The sequence below is a fragment of the Rhodanobacter thiooxydans LCS2 genome (assembly GCF_000264375.1).
In the GTDB taxonomy this organism is placed as follows: domain Bacteria; phylum Pseudomonadota; class Gammaproteobacteria; order Xanthomonadales; family Rhodanobacteraceae; genus Rhodanobacter; species Rhodanobacter thiooxydans.
Genome location: NZ_AJXW01000037.1, coordinates 63,937 through 79,740, shown reverse-complemented (window position 1 = coordinate 79,740; position 15,804 = coordinate 63,937). Strand labels below are relative to the sequence as shown.

Below are 15,804 nucleotides of genomic sequence, written 5' to 3'. Positions count from 1 at the left end.
CACAGGGTGCGCTCCTACAGGAAATGCCATGACCGACCTGCACGTCGCCGCCAAGCACTGCCTCGACGCCACCGATCCGGCCGAAAAGCTGCGTCTCACCCACGAAACCTGGCGGGCATTCCTCGCCGGCGAATTGCGCGCTGACCCCGCGTCGCCGCCGCCAGCGCCGATCGGACCGCCCGGCCGTCCCGCGAAACCGCAGCTGGTCAACGCCCGCCAGCTCCCGCAGCGCGGCCTGGGCAGCGCGGAAGGCCGCGCCGCGCTGGTGCATGCGGTGGCGCACATCGAGTTCAACGCGATCAACCTCGCCTGGGACGCGGTGTACCGCTACCGCGGCATGCCGGCGGACTACTACCGCGACTGGGCCAGCTGCGCCCATGACGAGGCGCGCCATTTCGCACTGCTGTCCGACCGCCTGGCCGAGCTGGGTCACGCCTACGGCGACTTCGACGCGCACGACGGCTTGTGGGAAATGGCTGAGAAGACCGCCAGTCACGACACCGCGCGGATGGCGCTGGTGCCGCGCGTGCTGGAGGCACGCGGGCTGGACGTCACCCCCGGCATGATCGAGCGGCTGCGCGGCCTCGGCGACGAACGCATGGTGGCGATCCTGGGGGTGATCCTGCGCGAGGAAGTGGCCCACGTCGCCGCCGGCACCCGCTGGTACCGCTACTGCTGCGAACGCGATGGCCTCGACCCGATCGAGACGTTCTTCACCCTGCTGCGCGACTACATGGGCGTGAATCTGCGCGGGCCGTTCAACCGACCGGCGCGACTGGAAGCCGGTTTCGTCGAGGAGGAGCTCGACCGGCTTGCCGCGCTGGCCCCAACCGGCTGACGAAGCCGTGCCACCTGCACGAAAAAGCCGGCGCAAGGCCGGCTTCACGTTGGAACTTGGTCGGGGTGACAGGATTCGAACCTGCGACTTCTACGTCCCGAACGTAGCGCTCTACCAGGCTGAGCTACACCCCGTGGGAAGCCGCGTATCTTAGTCGCGGATCGGGGGCTTGGCAACAGGTTCGATGCATCCGCCCGGCGATCGCGCTGGGGAAGGCCGGCACCGTTCTGTTAATCTTGACGGCTGCCGCCGCGCGCCTTGCGCCGGACGGAATGTTCCCATCTTCAGTAGAGGATTCCATGGCGCTTACCCCGGCCCGCACCATGCCCGGCGTGCTCGAGTTGCTGCCGCTCGACCAGATCGCGTTCCAGCGCATGCTGGACGTGATCCGCCGCAACTACGAGCGCTTCGGCTTCCTCGCGGTGGAGACGCCGGTGATCGAGTACGCCGACGTGCTGCTGACCAAGACCGGCGGCGAGACCGAGCGTCAGGTGTACTTCGTGCAGTCCACCGGCGCGCTGGAGCAGGGCGAGAAGCCGGACCTGGCGCTGCGCTTCGACCTTACCGTGCCGCTGGCACGCTATGTGGCCGAGCACGAGCGCGATCTCAATTTCCCGTTTCGCCGTTACCAGATGCAGAAGGTGTACCGCGGCGAGCGCGCCCAGCGCGGGCGCTTCCGCGAGTTCTACCAGTGCGACATCGACGTGATCGGCAAGGACGCGCTGTCGGTGCGCTACGACGCCGAGATCCCGGCGGTGATCTACAGCGTGTTCCGCGAGCTCGACATCGGCCCCTTCACCATCCAGCTCAACAACCGCAAGCTGATGCGCGGCTATTTCGAGAGTCTGGGAGTGGTCGACGGCGAGCAGCAGATGCTGGTGCTGCGCGAGGTGGACAAGCTGGACAAGCGCGGCGCCGACTACGTGCGCGACACGCTGACCGGCGACGCGTTCGGGCTGAGCGCCGAGGTGGCGGCGAAGATCCTCGCCTTCGTGCAGGTGCGCTCGACCTCGCTGCAGGACGCGCTGGACAAGCTCGATGCGCTGGGCCCCGGCCCGGAAGCGCTGGAGCAGGGCCGCACCGAACTGAAGGAAGTGCTGGGCCTGATCCACGCCTTCGGCGTGCCGGACACGCACTACGCGTTGAACCTGTCGATCGCCCGCGGCCTCGACTACTACACCGGCACGGTCTACGAGACCACGCTGAACGACCATCCGCAGATCGGCTCGATCTGCTCCGGCGGCCGCTACGAGAACCTGGCCGGCCAGTACACCAAGTCGCACCTGCCCGGCGTCGGCATCTCGATCGGCCTGACGCGGCTGTACTGGCAGCTGCGCGACGCCGGCCTGATCGATACCGCGAAGAGCACCGTCGACGTGCTGGTGACCCAGATGAACGAGGCGCAACTGCCCGCCTATCTCGCCCTGGCCGGCGAGCTGCGCGGCGCCGGCATCGCCACCGAGGTGGTGCTGGAAGGCGGCAAGCTGGGCAAGCAGTTCAAGTACGCCGACCGCGCCGGCATCCGCTTCGTGGTGGTGCTGGGCGAGGACGAAATCGCCCGCGGCGTGGTGACGGTGAAGGACCTGCGCCGCGAGGATCAGTTCGAGGTGGCGCGCAGCGAACTGGTCAAGACGCTGCGGGTGGAGCTGGAGCAGGCCGCGGCGATGGGGTGAGGGCGCTATTGCCTTTGACGTTGTCATTCCCGTGTTCGCGGGAATGACGGCAACAACATGGAGCATGACTGCAGTGGGTGAAACGATTCTTCTCGACGGCAGCAGCCTGACCCGCGCACAGCTGGTGGCGGTGGCACGGCAAGGCGCATCGGTGGTGCTGGATCAGGCGCAGCTCAAGCACGTGCAGCGCGCCGCCGATTTCCTCGCCGACAAGGTCAGCTGCGGCGAGCCGACCTATGGCGTCACCACCGGCTTCGGGAGCAACGCCGACAAGCTGCTCGGCGCACACCGCGTGCGCGACGAGCTGCCGGGGAGCCAGCCCGCCGAAGGCACGCTGATGGAGGAACTGCAGCACAACCTGATCATCACGCACGCGGTCTGCGTCGGCAAACCGTTTGCGGCCGACGTGGTGCGGGCGATGTTGCTGATCCGCATCAACACCTTGATGCGCGGGCACTCCGGCATCCGCGTGAGCACGCTGGAAGCACTGGCCGCAATGCTCAACGCGGGCGTAGTGCCGGTGGTGCCGGAGAAAGGCTCGGTCGGTGCCAGCGGCGACCTGGCACCGCTGTCGCACCTGGCGATCGTGTTGCTCGGCGGTGGCGAGGCGTTCTGGCAGGGCGAGCGGCTCAGCGGCGCTGAGGCGCTGAGGCGCGCCGGGCTTGTGCCGATCCGGCTGTCGTTCAAGGAAGGCCTGGCGCTCAACAACGGCACCGCGCAGATGCTGGCCACCGCCGCGCTGGCACTGGATGCGCTGGAACACCTGCTGGATACCGCTGACCTCGCCGCGGCGATGACGCTGGACGCCTTCGCCGGCCGCAGCGGCGCCCTGCGTGCGGACGTCCACGCGTTGCGCCCGCATCCGGGCCAGGTGGAGACCGCCGCGCATGTGCGCAAACTGCTGGATGATTCCACCCTGCTCGACATTCCGTACCACCTGGTGCCGCGCTTCAAGCCGTGGAGCGCCGAGGCGTGGAGTGAAGCGGATGACCAGGCGCTCAGCTTCGACATCGGCTGGGACTGGGTGCCAGCCAACCAGCGCCATGGACGCGAGGCGTTCTACGCGCGCTTCCTGCCGTTCAAGGGTGGCAAGAAACACCAGCCGCAGGATGCCTACAGCCTGCGCTGCATGCCGCAGGTACACGGTGCGGTGCGCGACGCCTGGGCGCAGGCCTGCCGGGTGATCGACATCGAGCTGAACTCGGTTACCGACAACCCGCTGATCTTCCCGGACAACGGCGACGCGCAATTCATCGAGGAGCAGGTGATCTCGGCCGGCCACTTCCACGGCATGCCGCTTGCGCTGGCGATGAGCTACGTGAAGGCGGCCATTCCGGTGCTTGCCTCGATTTCCGAGCGCCGGCTCAACAAGCTGGTCGACCCGGCCACCAACGACGGCCTGCCGGCCTTCCTCACCGGCAACGAGGACGGCACCGATTCCGGCTTCATGATCGTGCAGTACACCGCCGCGGCGCTGGTCAACGACCTGGCCACCCGCGCGCATCCGGCCAGCGTGTATTCGGTGCCGACCAGCGCGAATGCCGAGGATCACGTCTCGATGGGCGCCAACGAGGCGCGCCACGTGCTGGACATGATGGAAGACCTCGGCCACGTGCTGGCGCTGGAGCTGTACACCGCCGCGCAGGCGCTGGACTACCGCCAGGAGATGCTGAATGCGGCGCGGCGGCTGGCGACGCGCGGTGGCTGGCAGGCGCTGGCGGCGAAGATCGCCAACGCGCCGCGAGAAGGTCAGCCACACTACACGCAGTTCGTCGCTGAAGTGCAGCAGCTCGCCGCGGCGCTGGCCGGCGCCGGCGATTTCCATGCCGGTGCCAGCGTGCGCGAGGCGCATGCGATCCTGCGCCGGCACATCGGCTTCATGCACCGCGACCGCGCGATGGACGGTGACGTGCGCATGGTCTGCGCGCTGGTGCAGCAGGGCGCGTTGCACCCGGCGGCATGATTCACCCTTTCTGACGGAAGCCAAGACCATGAGCCTGATCCAGACCCCGGTGTCCTACGGCGAGCTGATCGACAAGATCACCATCCTGGAGATCAAGTCGCGGCGCATCACCGACGCCGCCAAGCTGGCCAACGTGCGCAACGAGCTGGACCTGCTCAATGCGACCTGGGCCAACGATGCAGCCTCGCGTACCGACATCGGCGACGAACGTGCGCGCCTGCTGGCGGTGAACGAGCTGCTGTGGGACATCGAGGACCGCATCCGCCTGAAGGAGCGGGCGCAGGCGTTCGACGCCGAATTCATCGAGCTGGCGCGTTCGGTGTATTTCCGCAACGACGAACGGGCCGCGTTCAAGCGCGAGATCAATCTGAAGCTTGGCTCGCAGCTGGTCGAGGAAAAGTCGTACCAGGATTACCGCGCCGTATAACGCGTGCGTAGGAGCCCGCTGGCGGGCGATGCTCTTGTTCTGGATGTCCAATGAAGAGCATCGCCCGCCAGCGGGCTCCTATGGCAGATGCATGGCCTGTGCGGCGGCCTCGTAGCGCTCAATCACTTCATCGACGCCGATCAGGTCCATCACTCCGGGCTTCTCGATCTTCGTACCCCAGGCAATCTCGCTGGCCGGCTTGCCCAGGTACTTGCGCGCGGCCTCATCGTATTTGTCCACGCACCAGCGGCGATCGGAGTAGGGGCCGGAGCGGCCGGGGTTGCTGGCTGCGTGCAGGCCCAGCACGCGCGTGCCTACCGCGTTGGCCATGTGCATCGGGCCGGAATCCGGGGTCAGCAGCAGCTGGGCGCGACCGAGCAGGGCCAACAGTTTTTTCAGCGTGTCCTTGCCGGTTAGGTCGAGCGGTGTCGACTGGCATGCCGCCAGCACGGCGTCCGCCATCTCGCGCTCGAAGGCGGAGGGGCCACCGACCAGCACCACGCGCCAGCCGCGCGCGGCGGCGTGATCCATCACGGCGGCGTAGCGCTCTGGCCGCCAGTTGCGCAGCGCGTGGCTGGAGGTGGGGCTGACCAGCAGGGTCGGCGTGTCGCCGGGCAGCTGTTCGGCGGCCCACGCATGCGCCTCGTCGGGAATCGGGATGTCCCAGCGCACCTGGGTCTGCTTCAGACCCAGCGGTTCGCAGAAGCTGCCGATCGCGTCCAGTACGTGCTGGCCGGTGCGCGCGGGGATGCGCTCGTTGACCACCAGGCCGTGCAGGTCCTTCGCGCGGGCGCGGTCGTAGCCGATGCGCCGGTCGGCCTTGATGCCCAGGCTCAGCAGGTTCGAACGCAGCGCCACCTGCATCTGCAGCAGCGCGTCGAAACGCCGGCCGCGCACCGCTGCGTGCACCGCACGCATGCCGGCCCATCCCGCGGCCTTGTCGAAGGTGACGAACTCTACCCTGGGCAGGTCGCCGACCAGCTTGCGTTCCAGCTTGCCGACGATCCAGGTCAGCGAGGTTTGCGGCCAGGCCTGCTGCAGGGTACGCAGCAGCGGCACCACGTGGGTGACGTCGCCGATGGCGGAGGTGCGCAGCAGGCAGATCGAGGAAGGGCTTGTCATGGGGCTGGGTTAGAATCCGGGGCAGTCACCGGGCATGATGATGCAGGAACGAACCCACACCGATGCCGAAGGCGCGATTCTGTTCGACGCCGATGCGTCGCCACAAGTCGGGCACGACTGGTTCGCGCCGGATTACTGGCGCGGGCGTGGTGCGCTGCGCACGCAGCCTGGCGGTCGCGGCGGCGTGGCGATCGTGGCCACGCCGGTGGGCGAATGCGTGCTGCGGCATTATCGTCGTGGCGGCCTGGTCGCCGCGCTGATGGGCGATCGGTATCTGTGGACCGGGGGTGATCGCACGCGCCCGTTCGCGGAATTCCGCCTGCTTGCCGAGATCGCGCGGCTGGAACTGCCCGGTCCGGCGGTGGTGGCCGCGCGATATTGCCGGCACGGCATGTTCTACAGCGCCGACCTGATCACCCGCCGCATCGCCGACGCGCGGACGCTGGCCGAATGCCTGGCGGCGGGGCGGCTGGATGGCGAGCTGGCGGAGGAGGTTGGCGCGCTGGTGGCGCGTTTCCATCGTGCCGGCATCTGGCATGCCGACCTGAACGCGCACAACGTGCTGGTGACACCGGATGGGTTGCACCTGATCGATTTCGACCGCGGCCGCATGCGCATCCCGTCGGCCTCCTGGCAAGAGGCGAACCTGCGGCGCCTGCGCCGGTCGTTGCTCAAGCTCGGTGCGGCCGCCGGCGGTGAAGCGGCGTTCGAGAAGGCGACCTGGCAACCGCTGCTGTACCGCTATGGGCGGACGCTGAAGCCATGAACTGGCATCTGCATTTTCTGGGCGTGGGCGCCGCCCACGCGGTAGCGCTGGGGTCGTCGGCCGTGGTGCTGGAGCGTGCCGGGGTGCCGCTGCTGCTGGTCGACTGCGGCCCCGACACGCTCGATCGCTACCTGGCGGTGTACGACGCGCTGCCACCGGCCGTGTTCATCACGCACACCCACATGGATCACGTGGCCGGGCTGGAGCAGTTGTTCATCCGCCTGTGGTTCGACCCGCACCTGCGCGGCACCACCCGGGTGTTCGCCCACGCCACGCTGGTCCCGTGGTTGCAGGCGCGCGTGGGCGACTATCCCGGTGTACTGGCCGAGGGTGGCGCCAACTTCTGGGAGGCGTTCCGGTTGGTGCCTTGCACCCGCGGCTTCTGGCTGGACGACCTGTGGTTCGACGTGTTCGCCACCCGCCACCACGTGCCGGGCACCTCCTACGGTTTGGCCCTGGACGGCAGCTTCGTCTACACCGGCGATACCCGGCCGATCCCCGAGGTGCTGGCCAGCCGGGCCGGCAGCAGCGAAGTCATTGCCCACGACTGCGGCCTGGTCGGCAACCCATCGCATACCGGCGTCGACGATATCGAACGCGAGTATCCCGAAGCATTGCGCGCCCGGCTGCTGCTCTACCACTACGGCAGCGTAGCCGACGGCACCGCGCTGGCTGCATTCGGCTATCGCGTCGCCAGCCCCGGTGAACGCATTGCCTTGCCCGCCCCAATGGAACCCAGGGCTGACGCTGGTTGAATCCGTGCCCGCTCGCTTGCCTGTATGGCCCCGCTGCCGTTATTCTTGCTGACTCTTTGAAGGACTGGATTGCCGCAAAGAGGGTCAAGTGTGTGGAGAGGTGTCCGAGTGGTTGAAGGAGCACGCCTGGAAAGTGTGTATACGGCTTAACCCCGTATCGCGGGTTCGAATCCCGCTCTCTCCGCCAGTTTCAAGTGAGTCACGACCATCGTCGTGCACGTCCATGGTGGCCCCGTCGGTCCCCCCGCGACGATAGTTCGCAAACTCCGCCAGGTCCGGAAGGAAGCAACGGTAGCGAATGATTCGGGTGCCGGGGTGTGGCTGGCGGGGCCGCCGCCATTCCGGAACGCGCTTTACTGACTTGTCTTCGCCGACTTGGCACAATCAACCTTTGCCCCAACGTTGGTAGCCATGTCCTATCAGGTACTCGCCCGCAAGTGGCGCCCGCGCAAGTTCGCCGAACTGGTGGGGCAGGAACACGTGGTGCGTGCGCTGACCAATGCGCTGGACACCGGGCGCATGCACCACGCCTACCTGTTCACCGGCACTCGCGGCGTGGGCAAAACCACCATCGCGCGCATCTTCGCCAAGTCGCTGAACTGCGAGCGCGGGCAGTCGGCTGATCCATGCGGCGAATGCGCGGTGTGCACGGCGGTGGACGAGGGGCGTTTCGTCGACCTGCTGGAGATCGACGCGGCCAGCAACACCGGCGTGGACGACGTGCGCGAGGTGATCGAGAACGCGCAGTACGCGCCGTCGCGCGGCCGCTTCAAGGTGTACCTGGTGGACGAGGTGCACATGCTGTCGAAGAACGCGTTCAACGCGCTCTTGAAGACGCTGGAGGAACCGCCGCCGCACGTGAAGTTCCTGCTCGCCACCACCGACCCGCAGAAGCTGCCGGTGACGGTGCTGTCGCGTTGCCTGAAGTTCAACCTGAAGCGATTGCTGCCGGAACAGATCTCCGGCCAGATGCGGCACATCCTTGGCGCCGAGAACATCACGTACGACGATGGCGCGATCGGCGAACTGGCCCGTGCCGCGGACGGTTCGCTGCGCGACGGCCTGTCGCTGCTGGACCAGGCGATCGCCTACGGCGGCGGCGCGCTGCATGCCGAGGACGTGCGCAACATGCTCGGCAGCGTGGCGCGCGGGCAGGTGATCGGCGTGCTCGACGCGCTGGCCGCTGGCGACGGCGAACGGCTGCTGGCCGAATGCACGCAGATCGCCTCTTACTCACCGGACTTCGGCGGCGTGCTGGACGACGTCGCCAGCGTGCTGCACCGGCTGCAGCTGATCCAGCTGATCCCCGGTTACCGCCCGGAGGAAGACAGCGACGACGACGGCGCGCTGATGGCGCTGGCCGAGCGCATGACGCCTGAAGACGTGCAGTTGTACTACCAGATCGCCACCTCGGGCCGGCGCGACCTGGCACTGGCGCCGGATGCGCGCACCGGTTTCGAGATGGCGATGTTGCGCATGCTGGCGTTCCGCCCCGGCGATGGCGCACCGGCCGCGCGCGCCGAGCGGGCAGCAACGAGCAGTCAGCCCGCCGCGCCACGGCCAGCTTCGGCCGCGCCGGCACGGACGCCACCCATACCGACGCGTGCGGCGGAAGCGCCGATACCGCGGACGCCTGCGCCAACTCCTGCGCCAGCCGTGGCCGCTCCGGTAGCGCGTGACGCCCATGGTTTGCCGGATTGGGAGTCCCTGATCGAGCGTGCCGGCCTGCGCGGCCCGTTCAGCGTGCTGGCGCAGAACGCCATCCTGCGCGAACGCGATGGCCAGACCCTGGTGCTGGCCTTGCAACCGGCGCACATGAGCATGGCGGTTGAGCCGATGGTCAGCCAGATGGAGGAGCGCATCGGCAACGCGCTTGGCGAGCGCATCAAGCTGCGCTTTGTCAGCCAGAACCGGGCAACGGGTGCGCAGACTCCGGCCGCTCGCGCCGCGCAGGCACGCGACAGCGCCCAGGCCGCCGCCGAGCAGGCGATCGAGAGCGATCCGCTGGTGCAGTCGCTGAAGCGCGAGTTTGGCGCGCGCGTGGTGCCGCAATCCATCAAGCCTTTTGACAACGAATCCGGAGCCAGGTGATGAGAGGACAGATCGGTCAGCTGATGCAGCAGGCCCAGCGCATGCAGGAAGATATGAAGCGCGCGCAGGAAGAAATCGCGAAACTCGAAGTCACCGGCAGCGCCGGCGGCGGCCTGGTCAGCGTGGTGATGACCGGCGCGCACGAGGTGCGCCGCGTGCAGATCGACCGGCAGACGTTCGCGGACGACCCGGAGATGGCCGAGGACCTGGTCGCCGCCGCCATCAACGACGCGGTGAACAAGGTGGCCCAGGTCAGCAAGGACAAGCTCGGCGGCGTCACCGCCGGGATGAACCTGCCGGCTGGCTTCAAGATGCCGTTTTGATGAATTCGAATACGTTGTAGGAGCCCGCTCGCGGGCGATGCTCCTTCTCTGGAGCTCCAAAGCGGAAGCATCGCCCGCGAGCGGGTTCCTACGAGGGATTGAGACAAGCATGAGCGGCTCCCCCCTCCTCGCCGAACTGATCGAAGCCCTGCGCTGCCTGCCCGGCGTGGGTGGCAAGAGTGCGCAGCGGATGGCCTTCCATCTGCTGGAGCGCGAGCGCGAACGCGGCCTGAAGCTGGCGGCGGTGATGGAGCAGGCGATGCGGCGCATCGGCCATTGCGAGCGTTGCCGCAACTTCAGCGAGGAACCATTGTGCGCGCTGTGCGCCAGCAGTACCCGCGACCGCCAGCTGCTGTGCGTGGTGGAGTCGCCCACCGACCTGGCGGCGATCGAGCAGGCCACCGGTTACCGCGGCCAGTATTTCGTGCTGATGGGGCGGTTGTCACCGCTGGACGGACTGGGCCCGGAGGAACTCGGGCTGGCGCAACTGGCCCAGCGCCTGGGCGAGGGCGAGATCGAGGAACTGATCATCGCCACCAATCCCACCGTCGAGGGCGAAGCCACCGCGCACTACCTGGCCCAGCTGGCCCGCGCCGGCGGCGTGCGGCCGACCCGGCTGGCGCACGGCGTGCCGCTGGGCGGTGAACTGGAGTACGTCGACCGCAGCACGCTGGCGCATGCGTTCGGCGGCCGGCAACTGCTCGACTGATTACCGCAGGGGAATGATCATGACCGACACGATTTTCAGCAAGATTGTCCGCCGCGAGATTCCGGCCGACATCGTCTACGAGGACGACGAGGTGCTCGCATTCCGCGACCTGAATCCGCAGGCGCCGGTGCATGTGCTGTTCATTCCGAAGCAGCCGTTGGCCACGCTCAACGATGCGACAGCGGGCGACGCCGAGCTGCTCGGCAAGTTGCTGCTGGCCACGGCGGCATACGCGAAGCAGGAGGGTTTTGCCGAGCAGGGCTACCGCACGGTGATCAACGCCAACGAGGATGGCGGGCAGACTGTGTACCACCTGCACGTCCACCTGCTGGCGGGGCGCCGCATGCACTGGCCGCCGGGCTGAGAGGTTGTGATTTTTTCAACCTCGAAGCCCGGCCATGGCGAGGGCATGGGTGCCCGAGTTGAGGCAACGCAGGAGCGGTTGCCCGACGGCCCGGCGCGGATCGGGCACGCAAGTGCCTGATTCGCGATTGAAGAAAACCACAGGAAGTGGTTTTCTTCACAAGCTCTGAGCACGGCGGCGCTGCATCCCGCACATGAAAACGCCGGCTTCGAGCCGGCGTTTTCATGTGCGCTTACGGTTTCGGCGCAGGTGGCGGTGCGGGCGGCGGCCGAACCACGATCACGCGATGGGGGTAATAGCCGCCGTAATAGGGATAACCGCCCCAGTACGGGCCAAAGCCAGGACCCCAGAACGGGTCGTAGAAGCTCGCCGGGTAGTTGACCATGACCGGGCGCTTCGGCCACAGGTAGACCACGTCGGCCTCGACGCGCGGATAAGCGTAGTCGAATTCGCCCACCTTCTGCGACACCGTGCCGTGCAGCGTGCCGGTGACGGTCAGCTCGCGCCCGCGGACGAACACTTCCGGGTCGTAGAAGCCGTCGCGGCAGGCGACGAAGCGGCCCTGGTTCTCGCCACTGTTGCCGGTTTTCGGGCGCGCCTGGCTGTCCAGCGGACGCGACAGCAGGTAGAAGCAGGTCTGCTGCGGGCCCGGTTCGGTCTTGATGATCTCGCCGCCCCAGCGCACCCGCGTGCCGCCGGCGCCGCCCTGCTGGGCGCTGGCGGTGGAAATGTCGGTATAGGTGCCTTCCAGCGGCTTCGGAATCGTCGCGCAGCCGGCCAGCAGGGCGAGCGCAGCGGCGAGGGTCAACGGGCGGTACAGGGACATGGGGATCTCTCCATCCAGGGGCGACGGCCTGCGCCGTCGTGTCGGCTCTTATTTGACCACGTCGACGATACGGAAATCCCGCACGGCGTGCTGGAACGCGCGCAATGGTTCAGTCGGTGGTTCGTCGTGGGCATAACGCAGTTCCAGGTAACTCCTCATCAGGCTTGCCAATTCCTCGCGCTGGCCGGGCAGCGCACGGGCGGCACGGCTCAGGTAATGCTGCGGACCTTCGGCCGGGCGGCGCGCAATGCCCTTGCGCGCCAGCTTCCGCTCCAGTTCGCGCAGCGCGCCGCGCAACGGGTCGCGCGGCTGCCGCCGCAGCAAGGCCCACGCCAGCCCGATGCCGATGAACAGCACGCCGCTGATCGCCAGCAGCACGCCGAGCGTCGCCGTGTCGGCGTCGCGGATGCCGAATGGCGTCAGCAGGCCGCGCTGGCGCAGCGCGTCGAAACCGATAACGCCCTGGTCCCACCAGCGGTTGACGATGTCCCAGCGATTGCGCAGGCCCTGCAGCCAGTCGTTGCGGTACCAGGCGAGCTGGTCGCCGGCGGCGGCCGCCGCGCCCAGCGAAACCCGCTCGGGGCGTACCGCGCCGGTAGGGTCCACGCGCACCCAGCCGCGCCCGGCCAGCCACACCTCGCTCCACGCATGCGCGTCGGAATAGCGCACCAGCAGGTAGTTGCCGAACTTGTTCCAGTAGCCGCCCTGGTAACCGGTGACCACCCGCGCCGGGATGCCGGCGGCGCGCATCAGCACGGTGAACGCCGACGAGTAGTGCTCGCAGAAACCCTCATGGGTGTCGAACAGGAAGTCGTCCACCGAGTCGCGTCCCAGCGGCGCCGGCGCCAGCGTGTAGCGGAAACCGCCGTTATGGAACAGCGCCAGCGCGGCCTGCACGATGGCCGCATCGTCGCTGCCATGGCGCTGGCGCCATTGTGCGGCCAGCGCGTGCGTGCGCGGGTTGAAATCCGCCGGCAGGCTCAGGCCGAGGCGGCGCGAGCGTTCGTCCAGGTCGGGCTGCAGCCGGTAGCGCAGTGCTGAACGTCCGATGTAGTCGAGCGGGTCGTTGACCGGCTTGTCGGCCATCACTTCGCGGTCGGCCTGCTGGGTGGCCTGCGCCGGCGCCTGCAACGGCACGTCGAGCATCGGCAACACGCGGCGCCGGGTCGGTTGCAGGCTGATCCGGTACTGGACCGAACTGGCGACCTCCAGCGGCGCCGGTGGCCGTGACGGCGCGTAGCGCGGGTCGGGGCGGTGCCAGCTGCGGCCGTCGAAATGCCACATCACGTAGGCGCGGAAGTAGCGCTGGTCGGGCGCGGGCGGCGCGCCGTCGAAGCTGACCCGCATCGCGGGGTGGTCGTCGGTGAGCAGGTCGGTGAAATTGCCCGGCGTCATGCTGTCGCCGAGGCCGGTGCGCGCCTGGTCCTGCGCGGGCGCGCCCCATAGTGGCGAGCTCAGCCGCGGCACCAGCAGGAAGGCCAGCAGGGCCAGCGGCAGCGCCGCCGCGGTCAGCGCCAGCGATGGCAGCAGTGCCCGCGGCAGGCTGGGCGCCGGGAGTTGCCCGGGTTCCAGTGCGCGCAGGGTGGCCAGTGCCGGCAACAGGCCCAGCGCGACCACCACGGTGGCGACCAGTCCCTGGTCGAACAGCAGCGCGACCATCAGGGCGAAGCAGGCGAAGCTGATGCCCACGCGCACGTCGCGCGCGACCTCGGTTTCCAGCAGCTTGAGGATCAGTAGACCCACCGCCAGCGCCGCGCCCGGCGCGCGGCCGAAGATGTTGCCGTACTGCACGATCACCGCCAGGGTGAGCATGGCCAGCAGGGGCAGCTTGAGCCAGCGCGGCACCCGGCCGATCCGCTGCCGCCGCTGCCACCAGCGCCAGCCGAGAATCAGCGCCAGCGCGATGGCGAGCCACCACGGCAGGTGCGGCGCGTGCAGCCCGAGCACCAGCGCCATGGTCAGGCTGAGCAGATCGAACGCGCGGGTGTCGATTGGTCGCGCGCTCGGCGGCCGGGGCTGGCGCGGCGTCATGGCAACTGCGCCAGCGCGTTCATGCAGCGCGCGTAGTGCAGCGGGCCGCTGCCGCCGGGGATCTCGTTGCCGGGCAGCCACAGGCTGTAGTGGCGACGCTGGACCTGGGCCTCGTTCAGCCAGCGCGCCAGCCGGGCAATGCGCGCCTCGTTGTCTAGCCCGCCCAGCTGGCGCCAGTCCAGCTGCCATTGCGGGTGGCTTTGCGGCTGCTCGAAGTCCTTCACCAGCAGGTTTTCGTGGCGGGCGCTGGCCTTCCAGGCGATGTGCCGCTGCGGGTCGCCGGCGTGGTAGTCGCGCAACGCAGCCAGTTCGTCGCCGCGATGCAGGCGCAGGTGACGGGCATCGTCGGCGCGGGCCTGTGGCGGCGGGCCGGCTGTTTCCGCGCGTGGCCAGACCAGCACGGATTGCTCGGGGTGCAGCCAGCTCCAGGCGCGGAACAGGCCCAGGGGCCAGCTGCTCCACACCCGCAGCCGCGGCAGCGGCTGCCAGCCGCGCTGTTCGGTGGGCAGGGTCAGTTTCACCAGGGCGCTGGCGTGGCCGTCGAGCGCGAAGGCGATGGTGCTGGCGTCGAGATCGATGCGGATGGCGTTGCGCGGCCGGCGGGAGTCGAACGCGAGGATGAGCTCGAGCGGCTGGCCGGCGGCCGCGTGGCCGGCGCGGATATGGCCCAGGCGCAGGCCGTCGAGGCTGCGGAACGCCACCAGCATGCTGGCCGCGCTGGACGCGCCGAGCAGGCAGGTGAGCAGCAGGCCGGCGTTGTTCGAGTAGTTCAGCGCACCAACCAGCATCACCAGCAGCAGCACGGAAAAGCCCAGGCCGAAGCCGGTCGGCACGATGTAGATGCGCCGCCGGTGCAGTTCGATCGGCAGGTTCTCGGGGCGACGGTAGCGGGTGAGCGCGGGCAGCCGGCGCTCGGCCCGTCGCTGCAGGCGCTGCAGCAGGTCGCGCATCAGTCCACCGCCACCTCGGCCAGCAGCTGCCGCGCCAGCGTGTCGCCATTGGCGCCGCGCGCCGGCAGCAGGCGATGCGCAGCCAGCGGCACGAACAGCGCTTGGATGTCTTCCGGCAGCACGTGGCCGCGGCCGCTGAGCAACGCCCAAGCACGCGCCGCGGCGAGCAGCGCCAGGCCGGCGCGGGGTGACAGGCCCACGCGGATGTCGGCGTGGCGTCGGCTGGCGGCGAGTAGCGCCTGCAGGTAGTCGAGCAGGGCGGTGCTGGCGGTGATCGCCTGCGCCTGCCGGTGCAGCGCGAGCAATGCCGCGCCATCGAGCTGCGGCATCAGCTGCGCCAGCAGGTCGCGGCGGTCGCTGCCGGTGAGCAGGGCGCGCTCGGCGGCGGCGTCCGGGTAGTCCAGCGACAACCGCAGCATGAAGCGGTCGAGCTGCGAGTCGGGCAGCGGGAAGGTGCCGTTGAGGTCCAGCGGGTTCTGCGTGGCCACCACGAAGAACGGCTGCGCCAGCGCGTGGGTCTGGCCGTCCACCGTGACCTGGCCCTCGGCCATCGCCTCCAGCAGCGCACTCTGCGTCTTCGGGCTGGCGCGGTTGATCTCGTCGGCCAGCAGCAGGCCGGTGAAGATCGGGCCGGGGTGGAAGCGGAACTGGCCGGTTTCGCGTTCGTACACGCTGACCCCGATGATGTCCGACGGCAGCAGGTCGCTGGTGAACTGCACGCGCTGGAACTCCAGCGCGAAGGTGGCCGCCAGCGCATGCGCCAGGGTGGTTTTGCCCACGCCGGGCACGTCTTCCAGCAGCAGGTGGCCGCCGGCGATCAGGCAGGTGAAGGCAAGTTTCACCTGGCGCGGCTTGCCCAGCAGCACGCGGTTGACCTGGGCCATCGCGGCGTCCAGGCGCTGCTGCAGGGGTTCCTCGTGGGGCTGGGTCAGTGCGGACATGAAGCTCCGTTCCTCAAGCGTGGCG

Annotated in this window: 15 protein-coding genes, 2 tRNA genes and 1 other RNA gene; 12 read left to right on the top strand and 6 right to left on the bottom strand. The window is 68.6% G+C overall.

The genetic code is table 11. From position 1 onward, the window contains the following. The first annotated feature begins 28 nt into the window (after nt 1–28). A complete protein-coding gene (locus UUA_RS07785; protein ID WP_008435685.1) occupies nt 29–838 on the top strand; it encodes a ferritin-like domain-containing protein in 810 nt (269 codons plus the stop codon). A 57-nt stretch (nt 839–895) separates the two neighbouring features. On the opposite strand, the gene UUA_RS07780 is transcribed toward UUA_RS07785, so the two are convergent. Beyond that, nucleotides 896–972 (bottom strand) — tRNA-Pro (locus tag UUA_RS07780). Nucleotides 973–1,137: 165 nt separating this feature from the next. On the opposite strand from UUA_RS07780, the gene hisS reads away from it, so the two are divergent. The 3 genes from hisS to UUA_RS07765 all read left to right on the top strand — a co-directional run bounded on the left by hisS (nt 1,138) and on the right by UUA_RS07765 (nt 4,901). After that, on the top strand, nt 1,138–2,511 hold the full coding sequence (gene hisS, locus UUA_RS07775; protein WP_008435684.1) for a histidine--tRNA ligase: 1,374 nt from the start codon (nt 1,138–1,140) through the stop codon (nt 2,509–2,511). A gap of 64 nt (nt 2,512–2,575) precedes the next feature. Next, a complete protein-coding gene (locus UUA_RS07770) occupies nt 2,576–4,474 on the top strand; it encodes an HAL/PAL/TAL family ammonia-lyase (protein WP_008435677.1) in 1,899 nt (632 codons plus the stop codon). A 28-nt stretch (nt 4,475–4,502) separates the two neighbouring features. Next, a complete protein-coding gene (locus UUA_RS07765; protein WP_008435675.1) occupies nt 4,503–4,901 on the top strand; it encodes a DUF6165 family protein in 399 nt (132 codons plus the stop codon). A 78-nt stretch (nt 4,902–4,979) separates the two neighbouring features. Here the strand turns inward: UUA_RS07765 and UUA_RS07760 are convergent, their stop codons facing one another. Continuing rightward, entirely contained in the window at nt 4,980–6,023 is a 1,044-nt protein-coding gene (locus UUA_RS07760) for a glycosyltransferase family 9 protein (protein ID WP_008435674.1), read from the bottom strand. Nucleotides 6,024–6,057: 34 nt separating this feature from the next. Here UUA_RS07760 and UUA_RS07755 point away from each other — a divergent pair, with 34 nt between their 5' ends. From UUA_RS07755 to UUA_RS07725, 8 genes are all read left to right on the top strand, one after another. Beyond that, on the top strand, nt 6,058–6,789 hold the full coding sequence (locus UUA_RS07755; RefSeq protein WP_008435673.1) for a 3-deoxy-D-manno-octulosonic acid kinase: 732 nt from the start codon (nt 6,058–6,060) through the stop codon (nt 6,787–6,789). Then, nucleotides 6,786–7,544 carry an MBL fold metallo-hydrolase gene (locus tag UUA_RS07750; RefSeq protein ID WP_008435672.1) on the top strand — a complete coding sequence of 253 codons (759 nt, stop codon included), beginning with the start codon at nt 6,786–6,788 and terminating at the stop codon, nt 7,542–7,544. The genes UUA_RS07755 and UUA_RS07750 overlap by 4 nt, the downstream gene beginning before the upstream one ends. A gap of 94 nt (nt 7,545–7,638) precedes the next feature. Continuing rightward, nucleotides 7,639–7,731 (top strand) — tRNA-Ser (locus tag UUA_RS07745). Between the two features lie 46 nt (nt 7,732–7,777). Next, nucleotides 7,778–7,874, top strand: an RNA gene (gene ffs / locus UUA_RS18820) — signal recognition particle sRNA small type. An 81-nt stretch (nt 7,875–7,955) separates the two neighbouring features. Further along, nucleotides 7,956–9,635 (top strand): DNA polymerase III subunit gamma/tau, encoded by a 1,680-nt coding sequence (gene dnaX, locus UUA_RS07740; protein ID WP_008435671.1) that lies wholly within the window; start codon nt 7,956–7,958, stop codon nt 9,633–9,635. Continuing rightward, nucleotides 9,635–9,958: a YbaB/EbfC family nucleoid-associated protein gene (locus tag UUA_RS07735; protein ID WP_039953693.1), complete on the top strand. Its 324-nt coding sequence runs from the start codon at nt 9,635–9,637 to the stop codon at nt 9,956–9,958. Before dnaX ends, UUA_RS07735 begins: the two co-directional genes overlap by 1 nt. Before the next feature lie 109 nt (nt 9,959–10,067). Continuing rightward, complete coding sequence (recR, locus tag UUA_RS07730) at nt 10,068–10,667, top strand: recombination mediator RecR (RefSeq protein ID WP_008435658.1); 600 nt, start codon at nt 10,068–10,070, stop codon at nt 10,665–10,667. A 19-nt stretch (nt 10,668–10,686) separates the two neighbouring features. Further along, the gene (locus UUA_RS07725; protein WP_039953702.1) at nt 10,687–11,031 is read left to right on the top strand and encodes a histidine triad nucleotide-binding protein; all 345 of its coding nucleotides are present in this window, start codon (nt 10,687–10,689) and stop codon (nt 11,029–11,031) included. Between the two features lie 232 nt (nt 11,032–11,263). Here the strand turns inward: UUA_RS07725 and UUA_RS07720 are convergent, their stop codons facing one another. Genes UUA_RS07720 through UUA_RS07705 form a run of 4 tightly spaced genes read right to left on the bottom strand, consistent with a single transcriptional unit; the run spans nt 11,264 to nt 15,779 of the window. Beyond that, nucleotides 11,264–11,857 (bottom strand): Slp family lipoprotein, encoded by a 594-nt coding sequence (locus tag UUA_RS07720; protein WP_008435655.1) that lies wholly within the window; start codon nt 11,855–11,857, stop codon nt 11,264–11,266. 48 nt (nt 11,858–11,905) lie between these two features. After that, nucleotides 11,906–13,888, bottom strand: a complete 1,983-nt coding sequence (locus tag UUA_RS07715) for a transglutaminase TgpA family protein (RefSeq protein WP_008435654.1) — start codon at nt 13,886–13,888, stop codon at nt 11,906–11,908. Continuing rightward, entirely contained in the window at nt 13,885–14,838 is a 954-nt protein-coding gene (locus UUA_RS07710) for a DUF58 domain-containing protein (protein WP_008435653.1), read from the bottom strand. Before UUA_RS07710 ends, UUA_RS07715 begins: the two co-directional genes overlap by 4 nt. After that, the gene (locus UUA_RS07705; protein ID WP_008435652.1) at nt 14,838–15,779 is read right to left on the bottom strand and encodes an AAA family ATPase; all 942 of its coding nucleotides are present in this window, start codon (nt 15,777–15,779) and stop codon (nt 14,838–14,840) included. The genes UUA_RS07710 and UUA_RS07705 overlap by 1 nt, the downstream gene beginning before the upstream one ends. Between the last annotated feature and the right edge of the window lie 25 nt (nt 15,780–15,804).